23 protein-coding genes, 2 pseudogenes and 1 riboswitch are annotated in these 24,132 nt (G+C 71.8%); of the genes and pseudogenes, 11 read left to right on the forward strand and 14 right to left on the reverse strand.

Annotated features, from left to right (window positions below; genetic code table 11):
- Positions 1-89 precede the first annotated feature (89 nt).
- On the forward strand, positions 90-371 hold the full coding sequence (locus ACIQ1J_RS13495; RefSeq protein ID WP_018845516.1) for a metal-sensitive transcriptional regulator: 282 nt from the start codon (positions 90-92) through the stop codon (positions 369-371).
- 574 nt (positions 372-945) lie between these two features.
- Here the strand turns inward: ACIQ1J_RS13495 and ACIQ1J_RS13500 are convergent.
- The 4 genes from ACIQ1J_RS13500 to ACIQ1J_RS13515 all read right to left on the reverse strand — a co-directional run bounded on the left by ACIQ1J_RS13500 (position 946) and on the right by ACIQ1J_RS13515 (position 4,205).
- A complete protein-coding gene (locus ACIQ1J_RS13500; RefSeq protein WP_403556875.1) occupies positions 946-1,521 on the reverse strand; it encodes a rhodanese-like domain-containing protein in 576 nt (191 codons plus the stop codon).
- A 177-nt stretch (positions 1,522-1,698) separates the two neighbouring features.
- Entirely contained in the window at positions 1,699-2,442 is a 744-nt protein-coding gene (locus ACIQ1J_RS13505; RefSeq protein WP_403556877.1) for a sulfite exporter TauE/SafE family protein, read from the reverse strand.
- Positions 2,439-2,804 (reverse strand): rhodanese-like domain-containing protein, encoded by a 366-nt coding sequence (locus ACIQ1J_RS13510; RefSeq protein WP_403556879.1) that lies wholly within the window; start codon positions 2,802-2,804, stop codon positions 2,439-2,441. The genes ACIQ1J_RS13505 and ACIQ1J_RS13510 overlap by 4 nt, the downstream gene beginning before the upstream one ends.
- A gap of 36 nt (positions 2,805-2,840) precedes the next feature.
- The gene (locus ACIQ1J_RS13515) at positions 2,841-4,205 is read right to left on the reverse strand and encodes a rhodanese-like domain-containing protein (protein ID WP_403556881.1); all 1,365 of its coding nucleotides are present in this window, start codon (positions 4,203-4,205) and stop codon (positions 2,841-2,843) included.
- A gap of 178 nt (positions 4,206-4,383) precedes the next feature.
- Here ACIQ1J_RS13515 and ACIQ1J_RS13520 point away from each other — a divergent pair, with 178 nt between their 5' ends.
- Complete coding sequence (locus tag ACIQ1J_RS13520; protein WP_403557187.1) at positions 4,384-4,770, forward strand: DUF302 domain-containing protein; 387 nt, start codon at positions 4,384-4,386, stop codon at positions 4,768-4,770.
- Between the two features lie 108 nt (positions 4,771-4,878).
- Here the strand turns inward: ACIQ1J_RS13520 and ACIQ1J_RS13525 are convergent.
- Positions 4,879-6,076 (reverse strand): annotated as a pseudogene (locus ACIQ1J_RS13525) (MFS transporter); the annotation flags it as partial.
- Between the two features lie 486 nt (positions 6,077-6,562).
- On the opposite strand from ACIQ1J_RS13525, the gene ACIQ1J_RS13530 reads away from it, so the two are divergent.
- The 4 genes from ACIQ1J_RS13530 (at position 6,563) to ACIQ1J_RS13545 (ending at position 11,241) form a co-directional block, all read left to right on the forward strand.
- Entirely contained in the window at positions 6,563-8,149 is a 1,587-nt protein-coding gene (locus ACIQ1J_RS13530; RefSeq protein ID WP_403556883.1) for a choice-of-anchor P family protein, read from the forward strand.
- 744 nt (positions 8,150-8,893) lie between these two features.
- A complete protein-coding gene (locus tag ACIQ1J_RS13535; protein ID WP_403556885.1) occupies positions 8,894-9,277 on the forward strand; it encodes an STAS domain-containing protein in 384 nt (127 codons plus the stop codon).
- 195 nt (positions 9,278-9,472) lie between these two features.
- Positions 9,473-10,291 carry an MEDS domain-containing protein gene (locus tag ACIQ1J_RS13540; RefSeq protein WP_403556887.1) on the forward strand — a complete coding sequence of 273 codons (819 nt, stop codon included), beginning with the start codon at positions 9,473-9,475 and terminating at the stop codon, positions 10,289-10,291.
- Entirely contained in the window at positions 10,288-11,241 is a 954-nt protein-coding gene (locus ACIQ1J_RS13545) for an anti-sigma factor RsbA family regulatory protein (RefSeq protein ID WP_403556888.1), read from the forward strand. Before ACIQ1J_RS13540 ends, ACIQ1J_RS13545 begins: the two co-directional genes overlap by 4 nt.
- Before the next feature lie 303 nt (positions 11,242-11,544).
- Here ACIQ1J_RS13545 and ACIQ1J_RS13550 read toward each other — a convergent pair whose 3' ends face one another.
- Together ACIQ1J_RS13550 and ACIQ1J_RS13555 are read right to left on the reverse strand one after the other, a co-directional pair.
- Positions 11,545-12,030, reverse strand: coding sequence for an STAS domain-containing protein (locus ACIQ1J_RS13550; protein WP_403556889.1), 486 nt, complete (start codon positions 12,028-12,030; stop codon positions 11,545-11,547).
- On the reverse strand, positions 12,030-13,535 hold the full coding sequence (locus ACIQ1J_RS13555; RefSeq protein ID WP_403556890.1) for a PP2C family protein-serine/threonine phosphatase: 1,506 nt from the start codon (positions 13,533-13,535) through the stop codon (positions 12,030-12,032). The genes ACIQ1J_RS13550 and ACIQ1J_RS13555 overlap by 1 nt, the downstream gene beginning before the upstream one ends.
- Before the next feature lie 276 nt (positions 13,536-13,811).
- On the opposite strand from ACIQ1J_RS13555, the gene ACIQ1J_RS13560 reads away from it, so the two are divergent.
- On the forward strand, positions 13,812-14,459 hold the full coding sequence (locus ACIQ1J_RS13560) for a hypothetical protein (protein ID WP_403556891.1): 648 nt from the start codon (positions 13,812-13,814) through the stop codon (positions 14,457-14,459).
- Positions 14,460-14,584: 125 nt separating this feature from the next.
- Here ACIQ1J_RS13560 and ACIQ1J_RS13565 read toward each other — a convergent pair whose 3' ends face one another.
- Positions 14,585-15,658 (reverse strand): asparagine synthetase B family protein, encoded by a 1,074-nt coding sequence (locus ACIQ1J_RS13565; protein WP_403556892.1) that lies wholly within the window; start codon positions 15,656-15,658, stop codon positions 14,585-14,587.
- A 477-nt stretch (positions 15,659-16,135) separates the two neighbouring features.
- Here ACIQ1J_RS13565 and ACIQ1J_RS13570 point away from each other — a divergent pair, with 477 nt between their 5' ends.
- The 3 genes from ACIQ1J_RS13570 (at position 16,136) to ACIQ1J_RS13580 (ending at position 18,574) form a co-directional block, all read left to right on the forward strand.
- The gene (locus ACIQ1J_RS13570; RefSeq protein WP_370443954.1) at positions 16,136-16,213 is read left to right on the forward strand and encodes a 50S ribosomal protein bL37; all 78 of its coding nucleotides are present in this window, start codon (positions 16,136-16,138) and stop codon (positions 16,211-16,213) included.
- A 114-nt stretch (positions 16,214-16,327) separates the two neighbouring features.
- Positions 16,328-17,677, forward strand: coding sequence for an APC family permease (locus ACIQ1J_RS13575; RefSeq protein WP_403556893.1), 1,350 nt, complete (start codon positions 16,328-16,330; stop codon positions 17,675-17,677).
- 240 nt (positions 17,678-17,917) lie between these two features.
- The gene (locus ACIQ1J_RS13580) at positions 17,918-18,574 is read left to right on the forward strand and encodes a helix-turn-helix domain-containing protein (protein ID WP_337304565.1); all 657 of its coding nucleotides are present in this window, start codon (positions 17,918-17,920) and stop codon (positions 18,572-18,574) included.
- A gap of 170 nt (positions 18,575-18,744) precedes the next feature.
- On the opposite strand, the gene ACIQ1J_RS13585 is transcribed toward ACIQ1J_RS13580, so the two are convergent.
- Positions 18,745-18,981, reverse strand: coding sequence for a hypothetical protein (locus tag ACIQ1J_RS13585; protein ID WP_403556894.1), 237 nt, complete (start codon positions 18,979-18,981; stop codon positions 18,745-18,747).
- A gap of 268 nt (positions 18,982-19,249) precedes the next feature.
- Positions 19,250-19,336: pseudogene (locus ACIQ1J_RS13590) on the reverse strand (hypothetical protein); the annotation flags it as partial.
- Between the two features lie 269 nt (positions 19,337-19,605).
- Between ACIQ1J_RS13590 and ACIQ1J_RS13595 the strand changes: the two are divergent.
- Positions 19,606-21,222, forward strand: coding sequence for an MFS transporter (locus ACIQ1J_RS13595; RefSeq protein ID WP_403556895.1), 1,617 nt, complete (start codon positions 19,606-19,608; stop codon positions 21,220-21,222).
- Between the two features lie 27 nt (positions 21,223-21,249).
- Here the strand turns inward: ACIQ1J_RS13595 and ACIQ1J_RS13600 are convergent, their stop codons facing one another.
- Genes ACIQ1J_RS13600 through ACIQ1J_RS13615 form a run of 4 tightly spaced genes read right to left on the reverse strand, consistent with a single transcriptional unit; the run spans position 21,250 to position 23,896 of the window.
- Positions 21,250-22,107 carry an ATP-binding cassette domain-containing protein gene (locus ACIQ1J_RS13600; protein WP_403556896.1) on the reverse strand — a complete coding sequence of 286 codons (858 nt, stop codon included), beginning with the start codon at positions 22,105-22,107 and terminating at the stop codon, positions 21,250-21,252.
- Complete coding sequence (cbiQ, locus tag ACIQ1J_RS13605) at positions 22,104-22,853, reverse strand: cobalt ECF transporter T component CbiQ (RefSeq protein WP_403556897.1); 750 nt, start codon at positions 22,851-22,853, stop codon at positions 22,104-22,106. Before cbiQ ends, ACIQ1J_RS13600 begins: the two co-directional genes overlap by 4 nt.
- Positions 22,854-23,192 (reverse strand): energy-coupling factor ABC transporter substrate-binding protein, encoded by a 339-nt coding sequence (locus ACIQ1J_RS13610; protein WP_310870628.1) that lies wholly within the window; start codon positions 23,190-23,192, stop codon positions 22,854-22,856.
- The gene (locus tag ACIQ1J_RS13615) at positions 23,189-23,896 is read right to left on the reverse strand and encodes an energy-coupling factor ABC transporter permease (RefSeq protein WP_403556898.1); all 708 of its coding nucleotides are present in this window, start codon (positions 23,894-23,896) and stop codon (positions 23,189-23,191) included. The genes ACIQ1J_RS13610 and ACIQ1J_RS13615 overlap by 4 nt, the downstream gene beginning before the upstream one ends.
- A 29-nt stretch (positions 23,897-23,925) precedes the next feature.
- Positions 23,926-24,110: riboswitch (cobalamin riboswitch) on the reverse strand.
- Between the last annotated feature and the right edge of the window lie 22 nt (positions 24,111-24,132).

The raw sequence follows: 24,132 nt of genomic DNA on the forward strand, positions 1-24,132 counted from the left end.
TGGTATGCCGCAGAGGGACTTTCTCCGCCGCCGACCGGGTTCTCCCTTTCGATAGGGTACCCGAGGGGGTATCTCGAAGGAGAGTAGTTGTGGAACTCGCGATGGCGGCTGAGGAACTGAAGACGGTGGTCAACCGACTGCGCAGGGCGCAGGGACAGATCGCCGGGGTGATCAAGATGATAGAGGAGGGGCGGGACTGCGAGGACGTGGTCACACAGCTCGCGGCGGCGTCCCGGGCTCTGGACAAGGCGGGCTTTGCGATCATCGCCACCGGTCTTCAGCATTGCCTGACCGATGCGGACATGGCCGCTTCCGGTGACCGGGAACAGATGCGAGCCCGGCTGGAGAAGCTGTTTCTCTCGCTGGCCTGAGCCGGACAGTCAACTGCACATCAAAGGCCGGCCACCCCTGGGGCTCGGCCCGCGTATCGCCGCCAGATCGTTGCAGGGCTTCGGCCCGTGCCGGACGGCGCTGGCCGCAGGCGGGCGCCGTCCGGGCTCGGCGGTGTCGGTGTCCGCGCTGGGCACGGCGTATGAGCTGGCGGAATTCTGGGCGTCGCCGATCCCGGCTCCGCCCTGGCCGTGGCGGGCGTAGAAGGCGACCGCTTGCACGGACGGGGCGCTGCCGGCCGTCCACGCCCTGGGGGTGTCGGTTCCGATGTTCGTGCGGCGTTGGGGGAGGACCGTCTCGACCCGGGCCGCAGGCGCTGCCTGCGAGGCCGGACCTTCCCGGCGGGTCTGGTGTCTCCGTAGAGCACATCGGTCCTCGGCGGCGTGCTGTACGTGGCGCTCGGTGCTGCTGACCCGGCCTTCGAGGGCACCCCCACACTGCCGTCGGTGCTGAGCCGTCCGCGCGAGGGCAGGGGGCTGTTGGCCGCACGCCCTGGCAAGCGAAAGGGGGGAGGGGTGAGGCTCCGCATCCCTGCCCCTCCCCCTCTCGCGCAACTCAGCGGTTGCGCAGTGCGGCCAGGGTGTTGTGGAGGTCGGCGGCGCGGGGACGGTTGTGGGGGAGCCTGGCGAGCAGGGCGGCCATGCCGCAGCTGTTGGTGAGGGCGGAGAAGACCAGACCACTCGCGATGGCAGCGGAGAGGAACTGGAATGCGGGGTGGACGACGAGCCCGAGCAGCAGGCCGAGCAGCACGATCGCTCCCGCGGTGAGCCGCACTTGTCGCTCCATGGCCCACGTAGCGCGCGCGGCGCCCTGGGGGCGGTGCAGCTCGTGGCCGTCGGCGGTCCAGGCGCCGGTGCCTCCCGAGAGGGTGGCGGTGGTGACGCCGTGCTCCGCGAGGATCCGGCCGGCGTTCTCGGAGCGGGCGCCCGAGGCGCAGACGACCAGGACGTCGCCGTGCTCGGCTGCGTGACGGATGTCGGGCAGCGCGCGCTGGATCTGGTCGAGGGGGATGTTGAGCGCGCCGGGGAGGTGGCCGCCGGCGTATTCGCCCGGGGTGCGCACGTCGATGACGGTCAGCTCGTGCAGGCGGGTGCGCGCCTCGTCGGTGGCGAGGGCGGTGGGGGTGGTCATGGCTGGAGTCTTCCTTATCTGTTGGGAAGTGGTGTGGATCGAGCGGTGGCGACCGGAAGAACGGCGGTTCTGGACCGGCGGTGCCAGCTCAGGGACGGCCCCCGGAGATCTGGGCAGGGGCGGGGTGGGGCGGTCGATCGCGGTTTGATGTGAGCACGTCGGGCACGGTGTGGCCGCTCAGACGAGGACGTCTACGAGCATGAAGGCCGCCACCGCCAGCAGGACGCCGGCGAAGATCTTCTGAAGGGTGGTGCCGGAGATCTTCGTCGCGAGGCGTTTGCCGTCCCAGGCGCCGAGGATCGCGGCTCCGGTGAAGGGGCCGATGATCTCCCAGTGGAGCCCGCCACTGGTGCCGGTGCGAGCGGCGAGCGCGGCCAGGGAGTTCACCGTGATGACGAGCAGGCTGGTGCCCACCGCCCGCCGCATGGTCAGTCCCAGGACGCTCACGAGGGCGGGCACGGCGAGAAATCCCCCGCCGACGCCCAGGAAACCCGTCACGGCGCCGAGTCCGGCACCAGCGCCGGCCGCCTTGCCGGGACGCATCCGGTCCGGCGGCTCCGACGCGGACGGGCGGAGCATGCGCAGGGCCGCCAGCGCGGCGATGACCGCGAACGCCGACGTCAGTACCGCTTCGGGCAGGCTCCCGGCGACGGCCCCGGCGAGGAAGGCGGGGACGATGCCCGCCGCGGCGAACAGCGCCCCTGTCTTCCACGCCACGTTCCCGTCGCGGGTGTGGGCGTACAGGGCCGTGACGGAGGTGGCGGTGACGATGATCAGGCTGGCGGTGGTGGCGGCGGCCGGAGTGAAGCCGAGCAGGTAGATCAGTGCCGGTACGGCAAGGACGCTGCCACCACCGCCGAGGGCGCCGAGAGCGAGACCGATGACGGCCCCGGCGACGAGGGCGAGAACGAGTACGGTCACGCTATCCGGCCGCTGTTCCCGCGTTCGTCGACGACCGGGTGCCCGGCGGCGGCCCACGCGTTCATGCCGCCTTCAACGTCCACCGCCTGCGCTCCGCGCTCGGCGAGAAGATGCGCCGCCTGCTGGGAGCGGTGTCCGCTGCGGCAGATCACCACCAGAGGCCGGCCCTCCGCCACGGTCGGCAGGGTGGCGTCGGTGGCCAGTTCCGTCAGCGGTACGTGGACGGCGCCCGGGGCGTGGCCCGCGGTCCATTCGGATGTCTCACGGACGTCCAGCAGGACCGCGTCGGGCTGCTCGCCGCCGGTGCGGCTGCGTGCCTCGTCGACCGTGACGCGGGGCCCGTTTCGGCGAAAGAGGGACATCACACGCTTCCTTCCTTGCGAGGGAACGGTCGGAAGTCAGCCGGAGGCCAGGGACAGCCCGGCATCCGTCGCGGCGTCGAAGCCGTCGTCGACGGCGACCACATCGCGGCCGACCGCGTCCAGCAGGGAGGCGGCGATCGCCGCGCGCATCCCGCCGGCGCAGTGCACCCAGACCGTTCCGGGCGGTACTTCGCCGATACGGCCGTGCAGCTCGTGGATCGGGATGTGGACCGAGCCCTCGATGTAGCCGCCCGCATGCTCCGAGTTCCGGCGCACGTCCAGCACGACCACCTCGTCGCCGCGCTCACGGACGTCGGCGAGGTCGGCGAAGCGGGCGCGGGGGAAGGAAGCGAGCTGCTCGCCCTCGCGGACCCAGCCGGCCGGGTCGCCGGTGGCGGCGGCGGCCGGGTGGTCGATGCCCACCCGCGCCAGCTCCCGCTGCGCGTCGGCGATCTGCGCGGGGGTGTCGGCGAGCAGGGTGACCGGCTTGCCCCACGGGATCAGCCAGGCCAGGTAGGTGGCGAGCTTGCCCTCGCCCTCGAAGTTGAACGACCCGGCCACGTGCCCCTCGGCGAAGGCCATACGGCTGCGCAGGTCCACCACCCACTCGCCCGCGGCCAGCCTGGAGGCGATCTCCTCGGCATCGGCACGCCTCGGTGGGGTGAGGTCGACGGGTGCGGGGCCCGCGGTGTTGGCCGGGCCCATGTGCGCGTAGTAGGCGGGTACGTCGTCCAGGCCGTCGAGCATCTGGGCGACGAAGGTGTCCACGTCCAGGGTCAGCGCGTCGTTGGTCTCGCGCTCCTTGCCGATCGTGGTCGCGTCCCCCTCGGCCTGGGAGGAGGAGCAGAAGCTGCCGAACCCGTGGGTGGGCAGGACCGGCACCTCGTCGTCCAGCTCGTCGGCCAGCCGGTGGGCGGAGGCGTACTGGGCGCGGGCCAGCTGCTCGGTCAGCCGCGGCTCGACCAGGTCGGGGCGGCCCACGGCGCCGATCAGCAGTGCCCCGCCGGTGAACGCCGCCACACCGCGCCCGCCCTCCGTGAGGGCGTAGGAGGTGTGGTGCGGGGTGTGCCCGGGGGTGGAGATCGCCCGCAGCACCAGCCCTTCGTCCACGGTCAATGTGTCACCGTCGGCGACGGGGGTGCGGGCGAACGACACATGCGCCCCAGCCGGCACCAGGTACTGGGCGCCTGTGACGCGGGCCAGTTCCAGGCCGCCGGTGACGTAGTCGTTGTGGACGTGGGTCTCGGCCACGAAGGCGATGCGCACCCCCCGGCGGGCCGCCGCGGCGATGACCTGGTCGATGTCGCGCGGCGGGTCGATGACCACCGCGGCACCGGGTCCGCCGGCCAGATAGCTGCGGTTGCCCAGACCCTCGAACTCCAGGGTGTCGACGAAGAACACGGCTCACGACTCCTCTCGGATGCTTTACCCCGGGGGGTATCTCACATCACCCTAACAGCTATACCTAGGGGGGTATTCCATGCTGGGGGACCACCCCGCTCAAGGCATCGCCTCGCACCCCGCGGGTACCCATCGGGGCATGGGGGAAGCAAGCGTTCCGAACCATCCGGAGGTATCCGTGCCCTACGACCGCACCGTCCGTCTCGACGCCGACTTCGACACGGCCGTTTCCGCCGTCCGCAAGGCCCTGGCCGATCAGGGCTTCGGCATCCTCACCGAGATCGACGTCAAGGCCACCCTCAGGGAAAAGCTCGGCCACGACATGGAGGACTACCTGATCCTCGGCGCCTGCAACCCGCCGCTCGCCCACCAGGCACTGGAAGCCGACCGCTCCATCGGTCTGCTCCTGCCCTGCAACGTCGTCGTCCGCCGCGACGGCGACACCACGCTCGTCCAGGCCCTCGACCCGGGCACCATGGTCACCCTCACGGGCCTGGCCGCCCTGGAGCCGGTGGCGGCCGACGCCACAGCCCGGCTTGACGCGGCCCTGAACGCCGTCAGCTGATCCTGCCGCGCCCGGCCGACGGGTGGTCCGCACCGGTCGGCGGGTACGGGCGCGCAAGGCGTGGCCGAAGGGGACCGAGCGTCCGTTCCGCTGGTGGGCGGACGCCGGTCACGCGGGCAGGTCGGCTCCCTCGCCCGCCTTTCGGGGTCCGCCCCGGGCCCGCGGACGCGGCGGCTCCACCCGAACGCGAGCCGATGGCCGGCGGCTCTGACCAGGAGAAGGCCGGTCGCCGTCGCGGTGACAGCCGCCACCGCGTCGGCCGCCCCGAGGCCGAGCCTGGCGCCGAACGTGTCGGTGACCAGGCCGACCACCGGAGCGCCGAGAGGCGCGCCGCCGAGGAGGACCATCATGTACAGCGCGGTGACCCGGCCTCGGAACGTCGGGGCGGTCGAGGTCTGCATGGTGGCGTTGGTGGTGACGTTGACGACCATGGCGAACAGGCCCATGGGGACCATGAGCAGCGCGAAGCTCCACAGGGTCGGCGCCACGGCGGCCACGGTCCCCCGTGCGCCGAAGGCCAGCGCGGCGAGGAAGGGCAGCCTTCGCCGTGCTCTCTCGTGTCGGGCGGCGAGCAGCGCGCCTGCCAGGGAGCCCGTCGCGACGAGGGTGTTGAAGAGGCTGTAGGCGCCCGCACCGGCATGGAAGACGTCGTCGGCGAAGGCGGAGAGGTGGACGGGGAAGTGAGGTGGACGGGGAAGTTGAGGGCGAAGGTCCCGAAGAAGCCGACCAGGACGATGGGCCAGACCAGGTCGAGGCGGCCGGCGACGTAACGCAGGCTCTCGCGCAGCTGTCCCTTGCCGTTCGGGGCGCGCTCGACCGGGTGCAGTTCGCGGCGCCGCATCAGCATCATGCAGGCCAGGGGCGCGGCGAAGGACACACCGTTGAGGAGGAACGCCCAACCCGTGCCGACGCCCGTGATCAGCAGCCCCGCGACGGCGGGACCGATCAGCCGGGCGGACTGGAAGTTCGCGGAGTTGAGGCCCAGGGCGTTCCGCAGCAGTTCCGGGCCGACCAGTTCGGAGAGGAAGGACTGGCGGGCGGGGTTGTCGAGCACGGTCGCGAGGCCCACGGGGAACGCGGCGGCGTACACGTGCCAGACATGGACCCGGCCGGTCAGGGTGAGAAGGGCGAGCGCGAGTGCGGTGAGGGCCATGGCCACCTGGGTGGCGGCGAGTATCGGGCGCTTGGGCAGGCGGTCGACGAGGACGCCGCCGTACAGGCCGAATAGCAGCAGGGGCAGGAACTGCGGAGCGGTGGTGACGCCGACGGCGGTCGACGAGCCGGTGAGACCGAGGACCAGCCAGTCCAAACCTCGTGATGCTGAGGGGCGCGCCGGAGTGTGAACGTTCGCGCGCCGGATGTGCATCCTGCGCTTGTGCGCGCGCCCCTGCGGGCGGTGCTCGAACAGCTCCAGACTGTCCCGACCACAGGCAGGCTCCGGTACACCGGTGGCCACGTGTGCCCGATTCCGATCAGATCATGGATCTGAGATTCCTGGAGACGGCATCCTGCCGGGTGTTCGGGTACGCACCTGTCCGGCATCGACAGGGCTCGGCATCGCCGGTCGTGGAGACAGCCGGCCACGCGACGAAGGGACACACAGATGTACAGGCGATTACCGTCAAGAAGAGCTGCGGCAGGAAGCGGGTCGCGCGGACGCGCACTGCACGGCACCGGTTTCATAGCCGTGATGGCCCTGGCCGTGGGAGCGGTTCTCACTGGCCCGGCCACCGTTGCCCAGGCGCGGGAGACTGCGCCGGGCAGTCCCGGCGTTCCCCAGGCGCCCGCTGTCGTGTTCGAAGAAGACTTCGAGTACGAGCAGGACGCTGTCCCTCGGCTGATCACCGATTACACCGGGACATCCCCGCTTTCCCAGACGTACACCGCCGACCCGGCGTGGCTGACCGGATGCAACGGGTGGATCGTCTCTCCCCTCAATCCCGACAGCGGCCCGCCCGGCAGCGGTTGCGGCCCGTTCTGGGGGCCGCTGGAATCCATGGCAAGCGCACTCGGACAGTGGTCCGGTGGCGACCCGGCCACCAACCATGCCGTCGCTGCCTATACCGAAGGCAATCCGGGGGCCGGCAAGGTCGAGCTGGAGACGGTGAAGCCCATCCCGCTCGAGGGCGCGAACCGGTTCCTGACCTTCTCGGTCGACGCGGCCGCACGCAACTGCTTCGCCGCTCACCCACTGCTGGAGTTCTACCTGCTCGACGGCGACACCGCGATCCCGACGTTCACCACGCCGATCAACCCCTGCACCGACCCGGACCAGGTCATCAACGGCACCTCGGTGGGCACCTACGCCGGCAACAACGCCGTGCTGTTCTCCGGCCCCTCGGCCGGGATCCGCCTGATCAACGCGCAGGCCAGCGGCTCGGGCAACGACGGGGCCTTCGACAACGTGCGGCTCCTCGACGCCACCCCCCAGCTCGACATCGCCTTCAGCCCCACGTCCCTGCCCGCCGGGGCGGACAGCACGCTCACCCTCACAGTTACCAACACCAGCGAGAAGGCGGCCAAGAACGGCTGGTCCTTCACCGAGCAGCTGCCTCCCGGCCTGGTCGTGTCCGACCCATCCACCGCCACGACCACCTGCGGTGCCGGCGTCGTCAGCATCTCCCCGGACAACGACAGGCTCACCGCCACCGGAAACCTCGCGGACGGACAGGACGCTTGCACCGTCCAGGTCGAGGTGACCTCGGCCCGCGGGGCCTCGTACACCCTCTGCGCGGCAGCCACCACCGAACGTGTCGGCATCAAAGCCCCGGGCTGCGCCACCGTCACCTTCGGTTCTCTGCTGATGGACGCGCACGCATACAGCGCCAAGGTCGACGCTGTCATCGACGCGGTGCCGCCCATCGCGCCGTCCGACGTCACCTGCACACAGGAACCGGGGACCGACGACGCCGATCTGCTCAACGCCTCGCTGGGCTCGCTCGGCTCCCTCGGAGTCATCCAGACATCGGCAAAGGGAGCTGTCGGCACGAACGGTGCCCGCACCGCCACGGCGAAAGCCACAACCGCGCAGGTGAGCCTGCTGGGCGGGACGATCTCCGCGAAGGAGATCACCGCTACCGCCACCGCCACCGGCAGCGTGACGCCTGACGGTATCGGGCCGGTATCCCTGAGCGGCAGCTCCGTCCTGACCGACACGAAGGTGGCCGGTGTCACGATCACAGCGCATCCCGCCCCGAACACCGGTATCACCATCCCTCTCGTCGGCTCCGTGATCCTCAACGAACAGAAGCCGTACGGCAACGGCAAGGGCATCGTCGTCAACGCCCTGCACGTCAAACTGCTGACCGGTGTACACGTCATCGTCAGCGGCACCAGGGCCTCACTCACTCCCACGCCGGGCCCCTGTCCCAACCCCTGACAGGCCTGAGCACCAGCAACCGTCCTGCGGTGCCGAACCGCCAGCCGGCACGGCAGACACCTGGGGCGCGGAAGGGAACCGTGGCAACGAAAGGGAAAAAGTAGCCAGTTGGCACCGGTGTACCGGATGAGCGGGCGTACGCCCGGACAGACACGCGCACCCCTCTGACTCAGGCATGGAGGCCGAACCCGCACGGCAGTCCCGGAAGCAGGGAACTGGCGTCCGGGTTCGGCATCTCCGGCTCAGGGATTTTGGTGACTCGTGCTCTTTCCGTAACTCAGGACGGAACTGGCGGTGCTGGGGCGCGGATCGGGCACGAAGGCGTTCAGGACGACGCGGCGGGAGCGCCGGCGCTGGGCGGGGTGAGGTACTGGAGGCCGACGGTGAAGCGGTGGAGGGTCTCGTAGGTGGGCACGGTGGTCTTCTCGGGGCAGTACAGCGAAGTTCCCGGCGGCTCGGGCCGTCCGGTGACAAGTGCATCATCCAGTTCTCCTCCTCGACCCGGCCCGGCGCCGCCACAGCAGGTGAATCGACAGCGGCAGGGGTGCTCAGGGCGATCGGTGTCCCGTCGGCACGGAGTGCGGCGTCGCTCAGTCGCGCGAGATCACGGCTGGGTGCCTTGATGCCTCGCTCGATCTTGCTGAGCTGGGCCTCGCTGATCGATCAGCAGCGGGACGGCGGCGACACCCCCGCCGTTTCTCGCCACGCCGCACCAGAGCCGTCCGGCCAGGAGTGACGTCCTACGTGACCGACATCCTCGGCACAACCGTCCGATACGCCGGTGAGCGCACAGCCGTCGTCGTTGTCGCCGGTGATGTTGATTTGCTCATCGCGCCCCGTTGCGTGCAGGCGCCGAGCGTTGTGGAACGAGGTGCTCCGCACCTCGCTCCGGGCCTGCCCCAGGCCGACAACGTCGACTCGATCGGCCTCAGCTTCCTCATCGTCCAGTTTCACGCCACCCGGGAGGCTGGTGGTCCGCTCCGTGTCGGGAGCGTCCCCGACCGTCTCACGCGCCTGGTGACCATGACCGGCATCTGCGACTTGCTCCCCATCCTCGACACGGTCGCCGACGCGCTGGCCGCCCTCGCCGCAGACAGGGCCGGCGACAGCGCCGGCACGACCGAATGACGGCACCGCCGCTCCACCGTGACGCTGAAGGACCGGTCATGTGTGGGACTGAGGATTCCCGGGTCTTCCGGGTCCTGCGTTAGGGTGCCAGACGCCCATGGCGGGCAACGAAATCACGCGGGAAGGGAGGGCAATCTGATGCACGCCGTATGCGGATCGCACGACGGCGAGGCCGCAGCGGACCGTCACGTGGCGGTGGAGTATTCCACCGACGACGAATGGGCCGCTCACCTCGTGCCCTTCGTTCGCGCGGGCTTCGACAGGGGCGAGCAGGTGCAGTACTTCGCGGATGCCACCGACCCCGGCCTCGTGATGCGCACGCTCGCCGACCGCGGCATCGATGCCGACTCCGCGGTCCGGCGCGGACAGCTCGTGGTGACCACCGCCGACGAGACCTACCTGAGCGGGGACCGGTTCGACCCGGACGCCATGATCGGTCTGTGGGGGCGCGCAGTCGAGGCCGCCCTCGGTCAGGGGTTTGGCAACCTGCGGGTGATCGGCGAGATGTCCTGGGGTGCCCGGCGCATAGCCGGCGCGGAGCGCCTGCTGGAATACGAGCTGCGGATTCACCACGAGGTCTTCGAGCAGTTGCCGCTGTTGGCCTGGTGTTTCTACGACCGGCGCCTGCTGGCACCCGATGCCCTCGACGTGCTGACGGGCGCCCACCTGACGCGGGCGGGCGCCGTGCCTCGCTCCCACGCCCGCCCCGGGCTGTCGGTCACGCCTCTGGCCGGTCGGCCCGGCTTCCGTCTGTCCGGATCGGCAGGCTACGAGAGCCGCCGTGCGGCCGCCTCGGCGTCAGCCGCTCTCGCGGCCTCGCCGGCGCAGGACGTCACCCTGGACCTGTCCTCCCTCGACCACCTCGACGTCGCCGCACTGGCCGAGATCGCCGACGCCGCGCGGCGACGCCCCTCCGGGACACCGCTGCGACTCGTCGGTGCGCCGCCCGCGCTCCACCGCATGCTGGAGCTCTTCCCCGAGCTGGGGACCGACCTGCATGAGGTCGGCCAGTGACGACAAACACACCGACCTCGGCGGCGAGCCGGGTCGATCCGGTCTTCCACCACCCTGCTCTCTTCTACACCACGGAGAAGGACTACCTCCACGGTGTGGGCGAGTTCGTCCGGGCGGAGGCGACCGGCGGACGCCCTGTTCTGGTCGCTGTTCCCGGTCCACGACTGCAGCTGCTCAGGGAAGCCGTCGGTGACGAAAGGGAAAGCGTCACCTTCGTCGACATGCGGCAGGCCGGACGCAACCCCGGGCGCATCCTGTCGATGCTCGTGGACTTCGCCGACCGTCACCCCCAACGGCGGCCGTCCATCGTGGGCGAACCGATTTGGGTCGGGCGCACCGAAGCGGAGGCACGAGAAGCGACTCGCCACGAGGCGCTGATCAACCTGGCGTTCGCCGGCCGGCCTGTCACGATCCTGTGCCCCTACGACACCGCCCTGCCGGAGCGGGTGCTGGCGGAGGCACACCGCACGCACCCGGTTGTCGGAGACACGGACGGTTACCTGCACAGCCCGCGCTACGAGGACCCGCGGACAGTGTGCGGCGACTGCGACAGGCCCCTGGAGGAGCCGGCGGATCCACTCGTCCTGCATTTCACGGAGCAGGACCTCGCCGATGTCCGCGACGCCGCGGGGCGCTGGGCACAGACCTCCTGCCTGTCCCCTCGTCGACACACCGACTGGCTACTGGTCGTCAACGAGGCCATCGGCAATTCGGCGCGACACGGCGGAGGGCAGGGCATCCTGCGGCTGTGGCGCACGGCCGACACCCTGATCGCCGAAGTGAGGGACCGCGGACGGCTCACGGACGCGCTCGTCGGCCGACGCCGTCCCGATCCGCTGTCCCCGGCCGGCGGCCGTGGCGTCTGGATGATCCACCAGTTGTGCGACCTGGTCGAGATGCGCAACCCGCCGTCGGGCCTGATCGTGCGTATGCACCTGGCGCTGGACTGAGCGGTGCGCGTGACGGACACGTCGTCCTGACCCCAACCTGCTCCACGCCGATCCTCACCAGTGACCGACGGTTGCCGGGCACCTGCCTGGACACGGAGCGTCAGGACGCCGAACAGGCCCGGCAGGCAACGGATGCCTCGGATACGGCGGCACTCTGACTCGCAAATCCGCCCCGTCTTTCATCAGCAACACGTCGACAGTTCCGAGCCGCCGGATTCGACGGAGACGATTCTTGAGGGCGAACGGCAGGAGGGCAGGCCGCGATCGCCGGCAGAAGCCCTCTGGCGGGTCGGCGCGATCAGCTCAGTTCGGCGGAGAGGCTGTGAGCGCTGTCGCAGGCCGCGCGCTGCACCCGGTCGGCTCATCGGTCCCGCCGTCGGCGGAGGCGCGGGTGATCGAGCCGTGCTCGCCTGCGCTGGTGAACAGGCCGGCGGTCATGGTGGTGACTGCTTCGGCGGCGGTGGCGTGGACCGGCAGGACCGCGTCGACACCGGTGAGGACGAGCATCCGCATCAGGCGGTCGGGGACGTCGGCGAGTCTGAGTGCACCGCCCGCCGCCCGGGCGGCGTGCCAGAGGCCGATGAGCGCGCTCAGGCCGGCGGAGTCGCAACAACGGACCCGTGACAGGTCCAGAACCAGGTGCGGACATCCTGGCTGGATGATCTCCGAGGCTTCGCGGCGCAGGGTGTCCGCGGTGCGTGTGTCCACGTCGCCGAGGACTGTGGCGATCGCGAGGCCGGGGTGGGGGTGCTGGACGGTCAGCTGCAGCGTGTCGGTCACGTCGGTCATCACTCCTGGCCGAAGTGGTCGGGCGTGGCGGCGGTGTGGGCGGTGGCGGCGACACTGCCGTCGGGTGTGGTGTGAGGGTGGGGGACGGACAGGGCCAGCAGAGCCACGTCGTCGCCGGCCCCGTCGGGCAGCGAGGCCAGCAAGGTGATGCTGTCCTCGACCAGGGAGGTGGCGGTGACGGGGCCGGTGCGCTGGTGGAGGAAGCCGGTCAGGCCGTCCTCACCGAGCATGGCGCCTTCGGTGTCACGGGCTTCGATCAGCCCGTCGGTGTAGAGGAACAGGCTCTCCCCGGCCGTCAGCGAGAACGCGGTCTGGGCGAAGGGCGCCTCGAAAAAGGCGCCGACGAGCATCCCGCCCTGGGGGCGTACGGACCGCACCCGGACGGCGCCGCTGTCGTCGGGGCGCACGTGGTAGGCCGGCGGGTGGCCGCCGGTGGCGACGGTGACGGTGAAGCCGCCGTTCTCCCGGGGCTCAAGGAGGCCGAAGAGGACGGTGCAGAAGCGGTGGCCGGCGGTGACGTCGGTGAGCAGCATGGTGTTGAGCGCGCTCAGCACGGTGACGGGTTCGGCGTTGATCTGGGCCGCGGTGCGCAGGGTGTGGCGGGCCAGGGCGGTGACGGTCGCCGCCTCGGGCCCTTTGCCGCACACGTCACCGAGGAAGAACGCCCACCGCCCGCCGTCGAGGGGGAAGACGTCGTAGAAGTCGCCGCCCACGTCGTGGGCCGAGGCGGTGCGGTAGTGGCAGGCCAGTTCCAGGCCCGGCACCACGGGAAGGGCCGGGGGCAGCAGGGTGCGCTGGAGGGTGGAGGCGAACGCGGCGATGGCGGCCCTGTCCTGCTCCGCCTTCTCCCGCGCCGCCCGCTCCGCCTCGGCCCGCGCCCGTTCCGCCTCGGCCCGCGCCCGTTCCGCCTCGGTGTGCCGCTTCTCCGCCTCCCGGCGGGCCTGCTCGTCGTGCAGGGCGCGCAGCGCCGACAGCCGTAGCTCCATCTCGTCCAGCACGATCGCGGCGAGATCGGCGAGCGTGGCAGTGTCCTCCTCGGTGATCGCACGCGGCCGGGTGTCGAGGACGTTGACCGTACCCAGCCGGTGCCCCTCCGGAGTGATGATCGGTGCGGCGGCGTAGAAGCGCACCCCCATCTCTCCAGCGACCAGCGGATTGTCCACCGCGACGGGGTCCTGGAGAGTGTCGGGGATGACCATCGCGTCATCGCGCAGAATCGCCGAGCCGCACAGGCCCGGGTCACGACCGATCTCCGCGACACCCTCCAGGCCGTGGGCGGCCTTGAACCAGATGCGATCGGTATCCACGATTGTGACGGTCGCCACCGGCACATCGAAGAGCCGGGCGGCCATCGCCGCCACCCGGTCGAACGCCCCGTCGGGGGGAGTGTCGAGGATGTCGTAGCGGCGCACCGCCGCGATCCGGGCCGCCTCCACATCCGGGTCAGGGACCAACTCGGGGCGGCGCCCGGGAGCTGGGTCGGTAGCCGACGCCTGCTGCATCATCGGCTTTCCTCTCCGTCGATGGGCTGCCGCCGTGAACGGCGCGAACCGACGCAGCCTAAATCGCCCACACGCTCGAACGCCAATGCCGTCGTCAGCCGGGCCCACCGGCCCCGCGGACTGTTGGGCATGACGCTCGTTTGACGCCCTGGACGTCCACGCACGGGACAGCGCGCCGGCAAGAGGTTCTGACCTGGCCCTTTCCGCGACTCGCGCAAGCCGAAATCTTTCCGATGACTTCACATGTGGAATGTGTGGCGATCCTCGAATCTGCTGGCAATGGGTCCTGACCTGCGCTTTTGTCGTCCGGAGGTCTGGGCAGCGGTGCTGGTTCGCCGCCGCCGCGAAGCCCGCCGCCCAGAGCGGGAGTACGGAACCGCTCCAGCCGAAGGCCGCGCCGCCGAGGCCGGAGCCGATCGCGCTGCCGAGGTAGAGGGCGGACTCGTTGAGGGCGACGGCGACCGGGCCACCGCGTTCCCCGCGCGCTGCGAGGAGGTCGTTCAGCTGGGGGACCTGGAGCGCCCAGCCGACCGCGCCCCAGACCGCGATGGGGATCAGCGCGAGCAGCGGGGTGATGGAGGCGGTGATCCGGAAGGCGAGCAGCGAGAGGGTGAGGATCGCCAGGATGCCGACGACCAGGGTGGCGGGCCGGCGGACCTTGTCCACGAGGGATCCGACGAGGACGCTGCCCAGCACGCCGCCGATGCCCCAGGCCCAGAGGTACGGGGTGATGTTGTCGACGCTTCCCGTCGCGCCGGTGGCCATGACCGGGACGAAGTACGTGTAGAGGCCGAGGCTGGCGATGGCGGCTACAACTCGCTGCGCCTGGAGGAGCTGGAGGCGCGGTTTCCCGGTCTGCTTGAGCAGCTTCTCGGCTTCGTCGTGAAGCGCGGCTACACCTCGGCCGACGCCCGCCCCCGCGACTGACGGGGGGCTCGCGCGGGGGCGGGCGCCGGGGCTGTGGGTGCCGTGCGGCGGGAGGTGGAGCCGTAGGTCGGGGGCCGGGCCGGAGGGGCGGGTCAGAGGGCCTTTTCGATGTCGTAGGCGGAGAGTCAGGAGTTGAGCCCCGGCGCCATCTCCAGACCCGAACGGTCGTACTGCGCGCTCATGTCCCCGACCGGACGGCCCAGCAGGGCTTTGGTCGCGGCGGTGTCGAGCAGCGGGAGCACCGGGGAAGAGGAGTCGGCGAGCACCTCGTGGAGGGCCGCGCGCAGGCCGAGCTCGTACGCCGGGTCCTGGGTGGTCGGGTAGGGGCTCTTCACCCGCTGCACGATCGACGCGTAGCTGTCCTTGAGGAAGCCCGGCATGTCCAGCTTCTGGATGAGACCGGGGTCGAAGAGCGACTTGCCGTCGAAGTACTTCCCCGTCGCGGACGTGAGCCAGGGGAACGTGTCCGCGCGGACCGCCTCGTTGTCGAAGAACCACCGGTAACCCCCGAACACCTCGTCGGCGGACTCGCCGGAGAGCGCGACGGTGGAGCGTTCCCGGACCGACTGGAAGAGGCGGTACAGGGAGGGCCACATGTCGCCCCAGTACGCCGGCGGCAGGTCCAGCGCCTGGAGAACCTTGGCCCGCAGCGCGGGGTCCGCCAGCTCGCCGCTGTTCATGATGATCTCGCTGTGGTCGGCGCCCACGTGCTTGACCAGGTCGTGCACGAACGGGGTGTCGGAGGAGCCGCGCACCGGGTCGACGACGAACTCGGCGCCGTGCTCCTCGAAGTCGACCGAGAAGGAGCGGACGGGGCCCTCGCCCCGGCCCGCGAGAGCGCGCGAGGCCAGCGCGGTGATCACGGAGGAGTCCAGGCCGCCCGAGAGCAGCGAGCACGGCGGCACGTCCGAGACGGTCTGGCGCTCGACGATGTCCTCGAGCAGGCCACGGACCGTGTCCACCGTCGTGGCCAGGTCGTCGGTGTGTTCGCGGGCCTTTAGCGCCCAGTACGTGCGCTTCGTCAGGCCTGAGCGGTCGACCCGCACCAACTGGCCGGGACGCACCTCGTACATGCCGTCGAAGATCCCCTGCTCGGGGGTCTTCACCATCTCCAGGACCTCGCGCAGACCGTCCTGGCCGACCCGGCGGGGCACCGAGGGGCGGGCGAGGAGCGCCTTGGGCTCCGACCCGAACACCACGCCGTGCCGGGCATGAAGGACGTGCCGTCGTCGCCGGCCGCGGGCGCCTTGGCCGCGCCGGCCCCGGCCGCGCCGAGGATCACCGCCCACAGCAGTGCCACGAGCCGGCGCTGCCGAAAGGCGGTACGGCCCATGCGATACAGGAAGGCAGCCACCGTTTCTGGGATCTCCGCATCCGATCCTGGGTACCTTGCAGGACTCGCGGGCGGGGCCCCTCGCGGCGTCGTGCGCCTGCCGTCACTTTCCCCTGGTGCGACCGCACGAGACGAGGAGCCGTCTCCACCTCAAGGAGGGCGGCGTCCGTGGGGCCCGTCCGGTCCCGGCCGGACGCTCCGGCTTCACAGCCGTGACGTGAGCCACCCGTGTGCATTTCGCGCCGGGGAGTTTGCCGCCGCGTCGACGGGAAAGGGGCTCTGTGATCCATCGGGGCGACAAACCGGTGGATAGCACGTGAAAGCAAAGGGAGAGGAGCGTTCGATGTCCTCGAAGCGACGTCGTAAGAAGAAGGCCCGCCGCAAGAACGGCGCGAACCACGGCAGCCGTCCGCAGAGCTGAGGGCGTGTCGGCGCATCGGGTGGGTGGCACATGCCACCCACCCGAGCGCTTTCCCGGCGCGGTGCGCGGCAAGATCGTGGCGTGTTTCCCGTTCTGCGGGAAACCTGGGACGCCATGGCGAGACTCGGAAAGCAACGGCCCGCGGACGCGCAGGACAGCCCGGCACTCAAGCGCACCCTGACCACCCCGCTGCTGTACTTCTTCATCCTGGGTGACGTGCTCGGCGCCGGGGTCTACGTGCTGGTGGGGCAGGTGGCCGCCGACGCCGGCGGAGCGGTGTGGGTGCCGCTGGTCGCCGCCCTGCTGCTGGCGATGCTGACCGCCGCCTCCTACGCCGAGTTGGCCACGAAGTACCCGAGGGCGGGCGGCGCCTCCCACTACACCACCCGCGCCTTCGGGCCGTTCGCCGGCTTCGTCGCGGGCTTCTGCATGCTCGCCGCCGGCATCGTCTCCGTGGCCGCGCTCGCCCGCGGCTTCGGGGGCGACTACCTCTCCGCCTTCGTGACGCTGCCGGTCGGACTCGTCGCCGTGCTGTTCCTCGCCCTGCTCGCGCTGGTCAACGCGCGGGGCATCAAGGAGTCGACCCGCGCCAACGTCGCCGCCACCGTCGTCGAGGTCGGCGGTCTCCTCGTCATCGTCGCCCTCGGCGTCTGGCTGCTGCTGCGCGGTGACGGCGACCTGGGGCGGCTGGGTCAGCTGGGTACACCGGAGAAGGGGGCCGCGGCGGCAGTCCTGAGCGGCTCCGTCCTGGCGTACTACTCCTTCGTCGGCTTCGAGACGTCCGTGAACGTCGCCGAGGAGACCCGCGACCCCCGGCGCTCCTACCCACGCGCCCTGTTCGGTGCCCTCGCCACCGCGGGCGCGGTGTACGTGCTGGTGGGCCTCGCCGCGTCAGTGGCGGTGCCGACCGCCCGGCTGGCCGAGTCCAGCGGGCCGCTGCTGGAGGTCGTCGAGGCGGCGGGCGGCGTCCCGACGCGGCTGTTCAGCGCCATCGCGCTCGTCGCCGTGGCGAACGGCGCGCTGCTCACCGGCATCATGTCCTCCCGCCTGGCCTACGGCATGGCCCGGGACGGGCTGCTGCCCGCCGCGCTGGCCAAGGTGCTGCCCGGCCGCCGTACGCCGTGGGCCGCGATCGCGGTCACGACCCTGCTGTCGATGCTCCTGGCGCTCACCGGCAGCGTCGCCACCCTGGCGTCCACCCTGGTCCTGCTGCTGCTCGTGGTCTTCCTCATGGTCAACACGGCCGTACTCGTGCTGCGCCGCGACCCGGGCGAGGCCGACCACTTCCGGGCTCCGACCGTGCTCCCCGTGCTGGGCGCCCTGTCCTGCGTGGCGCTCGCCACGCAGATCGAGGCCGAGGTGTGGCTGCGCGGGCTGCTGGTCGTGGCGGTGGGGACGGTGCTCGCCGCGCTCGCCACCGCGCGGCGGTCGGCCAAGGGCGCGGACCGGGCCGGGCGCGGGTGACCGGTCGCGGTCAACCGGTTGCGGAGCCGCCGACCTCTCGGCCGCCGACCCCTCGGCCGTCGGTCACGCGGCCGTCGACCCCTCGGCCGTCGGTCACGCGGCCGTCGACCCCTCGGCCGTCGGCCACGAGCGTGTCATTCCGGCGCGGGGGAGGGCGCGCCACCGGTCGGGCCGGGCCGCCGTCCCCGTGCCAGAATGGACGCCCCCACAGCCCGACCGCTCCCGCCCCAGAGGTTCCCCGTGACCAAGTCCGTTGCCCGTGAGCCGCAGCGACGCAACGCGCGGTCCAACCGGGCGCGCATCCTGGCCACGGCCCGCCGGGAACTGGGGCGGAACCCGGACACCACCCTCGAGGAACTGGCCCGTGCCGCCGGTGTCGTACGGCGGACCCTCTTCGGCCACTTCCCAGGGCGCGCGGCGCTGTTGGAGGCCCTCGCCGAGGAGGCGTCCGAGGTGCTGCGGAGCGCGATGGCCGCCGGGGCGGAGCGGGTCGGGCCCGCCGAGCCCGCCGAGCGCGCGCTCGCGCACTTCGTACTGCTGATGTGGCCCGTGGGTGACCGCTACCGGATGCTGCTGGCGCTGGCCCGGCACGACCTGGGCGTGGAGCGCGTGGCCGAGATCCTGGCCCCGGCCCGCGCCGAGGTCACCGCCATCCTGGAGCGGGGGCAGCGGGACGGGGTCTTCCCCGGCCACCTGCCGCCCGCCGTGCTGAGCGCCGGCCTGGAGGCGATGACGGTCGCGCTGCTGGAGCAGGTCAACACCGGCGCGCTGGAGGACGACGGCACCCGCGTCGCGACCGCCCAGCTCATCGCCGCCGGCGTACCGGAGGAACGGGCCCGGACGGTGGTCGAGGACGTGGCCCCGACGGTGACCGCGGAGGGCGTCGCGGACGAGTGAGCCGCGGCCCGTGTCCCCGTCGGGGCCGCGGCTCGTATCCCTGGAGGGGCCGCCGCCCGTAGCCGCGTAGGCCAAGCCCGTATCCCCGTAGGGCAGGTTCGCCCACCCCGTGACCCGGCGGGTTCGCCCGTGCACCCCCAACCCAGTACGGCGAGCAGGCCTCGCCCCCGTCACCCCTCGCCGTGCAGAGCACGCACCGCCCCTGTCGCGGTGTCGGCGTCCACCCCCGCGACGATCAGCGCGGCCACGGCGGCGTCCGTGCCGTCGTCGTCCCAGACCCCGCAACGCACGCAGCCCAGGAGCGCCAACAGATGCGCCTCCAGCGCCGCGCCGAGCACACCGGCCGGCACGGCGGTGTGGAAGACGCCCGCGCGCCGACCACGGGCGGATGCCGGCGAGCCTGTCACGGGCCGGGGCGAGGATCGCGCTCACCCCTTCCGGTCCGAGGCCGCGGTGGCGGGCGACGGCGATGAGCGTGCCGTAGCGGTCGCCTATCGGCCACAGACCGAGGACGAACCGGGCCAGGGCGACGGCGGGATCGTCGTCCGGGGCCGGCGCGTCCGTGCCGCCGATGGCGTGCAGTACCGCATCCGCGGCCTCCTCGACGAGCCCTCCGACCAGGGCGTCCCGGCCGGCGAAGTGGCCGTAGAGGGTGCGGCGTGCCACGCCGGCGGCCGCGGCGATCTCCGTGAGGCTGCTGTCGGGGTCGCGGCCCAGCTCCCGCTCGGCCGCTCGCAGGATGCGGGCGCGTGTGCTCGTCACGTCGGTACCTCGTTCGGAAAGGGCGCTTGACGCGAGGTGCGCCCGGTGGAAATGGCTCGTTGGGAGGGGCCCGTTGGCAGGGGGCCCGTCGGCAGTGACCGGCCGGGCCGAGACCCGTCGGCAGTGACCGGCCGGGCCGAGACCCGTCGGCCGGGCCTCCCTGATATTTGCACGCCACTGTGCAACAAACTACTCTGTCACCAGTCTGCACATCAATGGGCAATTAACTTGCCCCTCGCTCGCTTGCCCTCTTTTCCCGGGAGCCCCCCATGCCCCTCCTAGCCACCACACCCGTCGACAAGATGACCGGGCCCTACACGCGGCGCTGGTGGGCGCTCCTCGTGCTGTGTCTGAGCCTGCTGATCGTGGTCATGGCCAACACGTCCCTGATCGTGGCCGCGCCGGACATGACGACCGACCTGGGCCTGAGCAGCAGCGACCTGCAGTGGGTCATCGACGGCTACACCGTCCCGTACGCCGCGTTGATGCTGGTGCTGGGCTCGATCGGCGACAAGTACAGTCGCCGAGGCGCACTGATCACCGGCCTGGTGATCTTCGCCGGCGGTTCGGTGATGGGCAGTCTGGTGGACGAGACCGGGCTGGTCATCGCGGCCCGGGCGATCATGGGCGTCGGCGCCGCCGTCGTCATGCCGGCCACGCTGTCCCTGCTGGTCGCGGTCTTCCCGAAGGGGGAGCGGGCCCGCGCCATCACGGCCTGGACCGCCACCTCCGGCCTCGCCATCGCGGTCGGTCCGCTGGTCGCCGGATGGCTCCTGGAGGACCACGCCTGGGGCTCCACCTTCTTGGTCAACGTCCCCATCGCGGTCGCCGCCGTCGTCGGCGCGCTGATCCTCGTACCGCCGTCCAAGGCGGCCGGCATGGGCCGGATCGACTACGTGGGCGGCCTGCTCTCCATCGTCTCCGTCGGCAGCCTGGTCTACGCGAGCATCGAGGGCCCGCACTTCGGCTGGGGCGCCGGCCCGGTCGCCGCGGCCGTCGCCGCGGGCCTCGGCCTGGTGGCCTTCGTGTGGTGGGAGCTGCGCCATCCGCACCCCATGCTGGACGTGCGCAGGTTCCTGCTGCGGCCCTTCAGCGGCTCGATGCTGGCGGTGCTGTTCTTCTTCTTCGGCACCTACGGCGCCATCTACTACGCCACGCAGTTCCTGCAGTTCGTGCTCGGCTACGGCGCTCTGGAGACCGGCGTGCGCCTGCTGCCGCTGGCCGGGGCCGTGTTCGTCGGCGCCGCGGCGACCGGGAAGCTGACGCCGAGGCTGGGCGTGAAGGCGATGGTGGGGTCCGGCATGGTGATCGGCACCGCCGGTGTCCTCCTCCTGGTCCTCATCGAGAAGGACTCGACGTACGCCGACTTCCTGGCCCCGATGCTGCTCCTCGGCCTCGCGATCGGGCTGAGCGTGTCCCCGGCCACCGACACCATCATGGGCTCCTTCCCGGAGAGCGAGCTGGGCGTCGGCGGCGGCGCCAACGACACGGCCCTGGAACTCGGCGGCTCGCTCGGGATCGCCGTGCTGGGCTCCCTGCTCGGTACCGCCTACCGGGACGAACTCGCCGACCTGGTGGGCAACCGGCTCCCGGCCGCCGCGCTGGACACCGCCCAGGACTCCGTGGGCGGCGGGCTGGCCGTCGCCGAGCGCCTCGCGACGGACCCCGCCGCCGGTCCCCAGCAGGCGCAGGCCCTGGCCGACGCCGTGAACCAGTCCTTCGCGCACGGTGTCGCCACGACCAGCCTCGTCGGCGGAATCATCATGGCCGCCGGCACCGTGATCGTCCTCGCCGTCCTCCCCGGCCGCCGCGGCACCCGGCAGTGGCCCGAGGAGGAGACGACCGAGGCGGCCCGGGACGCGGAGTACAGCGACTCGGCGCGCTGAGCCCGAGCCACCCCGGCCGCCGCCCCGTCAGTCGGTCAGGGCGGCCAGCTCCTCCGCCGTTCGGGGGCCCGCCGCAGAGCCCGTCAACAGGCCCTGCGCGCGCAGCAGCCGGGCCGCCGCGACGCCCCACGGCAGACGCAGCCCGGCCTGCCGCAGCAGCTCGGCGCGGGCCAGCGTCGGGGCCGCGGGGCCGGCGTGCACGCCGGCCGGGGTGAGCAGGGCCGCGTCGTCGGACCAGCGCAGGGCGAGGTCGACGTCGTGGGTGGCCATCACCACGGTGGTGCCGCCCGCGCGGAGCCGGTCCAGGGTGGCGAGCAGCCGCTCCTGGCCATCCGGGTCGAGCCCGGCGGTCGGCTCGTCGAGGATCAGCACCCGGGGGCGCATCGCGACGGCCCCGGCGATCGCGGTCCGCTTGCGCTGGCCGTAGGACAGCAGGTGGGTGGGGCGGTCGGCGAGCGCGGCGATGTCCAGCGCGGTGAGCGACTCCTCGACCCGGGAGCGGACCTCCGCGTCGGACAGGCCCAGGTTCAGCGGCCCGAAGGACACATCCTGCGACACCGACGCCGCGAACAGCTGGTCGTCCGGGTCCTGCACCACCAGTTGCACCGTGGTCCGCAGCCGGGTCAGCCCCTTGCGGTCGTACGTCACCGGCTCCCCGTCGACCGCCAACGACCCCGCGTGCGGCCTGAGTCCGCCGCTGAGCAGCCGCATCAGCGTGGTCTTGCCGCTGCCGTTGCGGCCCAGCAGCGCGAGCGCCCGCCCCTCGCGCACCGCGAAGTCCAGGCCGGCGAGCACGGCCGGGCCCTCCTCGTACGCGAAGGACACGCCCCGCAGGGCGACCGGAAACGACGCGGCCGCCTCGCCCCTCTCGATCGTCTCGCTCACGACAGCGGCCTTTCCAGTACGAGGGTGAGGGCGGCCAGCGCCGCCAGCAGCGCGACGCTCGCCGCCGTGAAGGGCGCGGAGACGCGGGCCTCGGGCACCAGGACGCGCAGCGTGCCGTCGTAACCGCGCCCGGCGAGCCCCGACTGGAGCCGTGCCGCCCGGTCGAAGGCCCGCACGAACGCCGTGGCGCCGAGCCCGCCGAGCGAACGCCAGGCGGCGGCCCGGGTGGTGTGGCCCAGCCGCGCGGCCTGCGCCTCCCGTACCCGGCGCACGGAGTCCAGCAGCAGGAAGCTCATCCGGTACGTCACCAGCGCCACGTCGACCACCGGCGCGGGCACCCCGGCCCGCACCAGGCGGGGCAGCAGGTCGGACATCGGCGTGGTGAACGCGAAGAGCAGCACCCCGAGGGAGGCCGCCGAGGTACGCAGCAGCAGCTCACCGGCGCGCACCGGGCCGCCGTCCGCCGCCGTCAGGAACCCGTCCGGGCCCCCGACCTGCACCAGGAGCGGCAGCGCCCCGGTCACGCAGAAGCCCAACGGCACGCGGTACGCCCGCCACAGCCGGCGGCCGGGCACTCCCGCCGGGCCGAGCAGCAGGGCCAGCGCCGTCACCAGGACCAGCGCCGCGCCCGGCCAGGGCGGCAGCGAGATCGCGAGGACGGTCAGCCCCAGCCCGAGCACGGCCTTGTCCACGGGATGGCGGCGGCGCCAGCGACTGCTGTGCGCCGCCGCGTCGATCGGCAGCACTCAGTCCCCTTCGGGAGCGTCCCGCAGTGCCGCCGCCGTCCGCTCCTCGCCCTGCCGCCGGCCCCGGCGCAGCCCGAAGTAGTAGGCCAGCACACCCGCGCCGATCGCGGCCTGCACGGCGAACAGCGCCGACTCGATCTCCCCGGACGGCGGCTCGTACAGCGGCGAGAACCACGGCTCGTAGTCCGGCTCGATCTCCGTGATCGCCGTCTCCGCCTCGGCGTCGGCACCGGCGAACGGCTCCTCCTTGTGATCGCCGAGACCCAGCACCAGCGGCAGCACCGCGAGCGCGGCCACGGCGAGCAGCAGCAGGGCGTTGATCTTCGCGTTGCGGCTCATCGGGACACCGCCTCCGGCTCGTCGGTGCTGCTCTTGCCGGCCTTGGTCAACAGCACGCCCAGCCGCGTCAGTTCGCCCTTGCTGGACTGCACCAGCAGCCGCATCACGATGACCGTGAGCAGGCCCTCGCTCACCGCGAGCGGGATCTGCGTGACCGCGAAGATGGAACCGAACTTGCCGAGCGCGCCCAGGAATCCGCTGCTCGGGTCAGGGAACGCCAGCGCCAGCTGCACGCTGGTGACGCAGTAGGTCGACAGGTCGGCGACGAACGCCCCGAAGAACACCGCGACCATCAGCGGCACGTCGGAGCGGCGCAGCAGCCGGTAGACGGCGTAGCCGGCCCAGGGGCCCACGACCGCCATCGAGAAGACGTTGGCGCCGAGCGTGGTCAGCCCGCCGTGTGCCAGCAGCAGCGCCTGGAAGAGCAGGGTGATGGTGCCCAGCACCGCCATGATCGGCGGCCGGAAGAGAATGGCACCCAGACCGGTGCCGGTCGGGTGCGAGCAACTGCCCGTGACGGACGGCAGTTTCAGGGCCGACAGAACGAACGTGAAGGCGCCGGAGGCGCCGAGGAGCAAGGTGCTCTCCGGGTGCTCCCTGACCTCACGGGTGAGTGACCGTACTCCGTGGACGACGAACGGCGCGGACGCGACACCCCAGGCGATCGCGTGCGCCGGTGGCAGAAAGCCCTCGGCTATGTGCATGGCTCAGCAGACCCTCTCCAGCACCTCGTGGATGGACGACGCGCCTTGGCCGGTCTCCTGGCTTACGGGTACCACCGCCCGTGCTCCGCCTTCCCGGGTACAAGTACCCAGTGGCTGCCCGCGAGGGCCGGAGCCGGACTTCCCGATTCACAGTGGCGAGGGCCGCACCGGCATCACACCGGATTTCCCGTTCACCAAGGCGTGGCGACAGTAGTGCTCCCACCTGGGTGGTGACA

Origin of the sequence: Streptomyces sp. NPDC097107, from assembly GCF_044762405.1 — a bacterium.
In the GTDB taxonomy this organism is placed as follows: Bacteria; Actinomycetota; Actinomycetes; order Streptomycetales; family Streptomycetaceae; genus Streptomyces; species Streptomyces thinghirensis.

Bases quoted from the DNA above. Each gene is read 5' to 3' on its own strand.
- ACIQ1J_RS13500 (WP_403556875.1), bottom strand. From the start codon at position 1,521: ATGACCACCCCCACCGCCCTCGCCACCGACGAGGCGCGCACCCGCCTG.
- ACIQ1J_RS13510 (WP_403556879.1), bottom strand. From the start codon at position 2,804: ATGTCCCTCTTTCGCCGAAACGGGCCCCGCGTCACGGTCGACGAGGCA.
- ACIQ1J_RS13550 (WP_403556889.1), bottom strand. From the start codon at position 12,030: ATGACCGACGTGACCGACACGCTGCAGCTGACCGTCCAGCACCCCCAC.
- ACIQ1J_RS13555 (WP_403556890.1), bottom strand. From the start codon at position 13,535: ATGATGCAGCAGGCGTCGGCTACCGACCCAGCTCCCGGGCGCCGCCCC.
- ACIQ1J_RS13560 (WP_403556891.1), top strand. From the start codon at position 13,812: ATGGGTCCTGACCTGCGCTTTTGTCGTCCGGAGGTCTGGGCAGCGGTG.
- ACIQ1J_RS13570 (WP_370443954.1), top strand. From the start codon at position 16,136: ATGTCCTCGAAGCGACGTCGTAAGAAGAAGGCCCGCCGCAAGAACGGC.
- ACIQ1J_RS13575 (WP_403556893.1), top strand. From the start codon at position 16,328: ATGGCGAGACTCGGAAAGCAACGGCCCGCGGACGCGCAGGACAGCCCG.
- ACIQ1J_RS13595 (WP_403556895.1), top strand. From the start codon at position 19,606: ATGCCCCTCCTAGCCACCACACCCGTCGACAAGATGACCGGGCCCTAC.
- ACIQ1J_RS13610 (WP_310870628.1), bottom strand. From the start codon at position 23,192: ATGAGCCGCAACGCGAAGATCAACGCCCTGCTGCTGCTCGCCGTGGCC.
- ACIQ1J_RS13615 (WP_403556898.1), bottom strand. From the start codon at position 23,896: ATGCACATAGCCGAGGGCTTTCTGCCACCGGCGCACGCGATCGCCTGG.